The sequence below is a fragment of the uncultured Paracoccus sp. genome (assembly GCF_947496875.1).
Classification (GTDB): domain Bacteria; phylum Pseudomonadota; class Alphaproteobacteria; order Rhodobacterales; family Rhodobacteraceae; genus Paracoccus.
The window spans coordinates 1-284 of the sequence record NZ_CANMEH010000102.1 but is presented as its reverse complement, the minus strand read 5'-3'; the positions used below and the strand labels follow the sequence as shown (position 1 = coordinate 284).

Genomic DNA, 284 nt, shown 5'->3' with positions numbered 1-284 from the left:
AACGTGCCCGAGGTTGCCATCGTCGGCGTGAACCGGCTGGCGGTCAGGCCGTTCTGGAACGGCGCCGCCTTCGAGCCGCGGAAGATGATGAACCTGTCCTGCAGCTTCGACCACCGGGTCATCGACGGCTGGGAGGCTGCCGTCTTCGTCGCGCGGCTGAAGGAACTGCTGGAGACCCCGGCGCTGATCTTCGTGGAGGGCTGAGATGCGCGAGATCCAATGCAGGCTGCTCATCATCGGCGCGGGACCCGGGGGCTATGTCTGCGCCATCCGCGCCGGCCAAC

At 67.3% G+C, this 284-nt stretch carries 1 protein-coding gene; it reads left to right on the top strand.

Going from position 1 to position 284, the window contains the following annotated elements:
- Positions 1-204 (top strand): 2-oxo acid dehydrogenase subunit E2 (locus Q0938_RS19295; protein WP_299365750.1); only part of this gene is annotated, 204 nt, incomplete at its 5' end.
- Between the last annotated feature and the right edge of the window lie 80 nt (positions 205-284).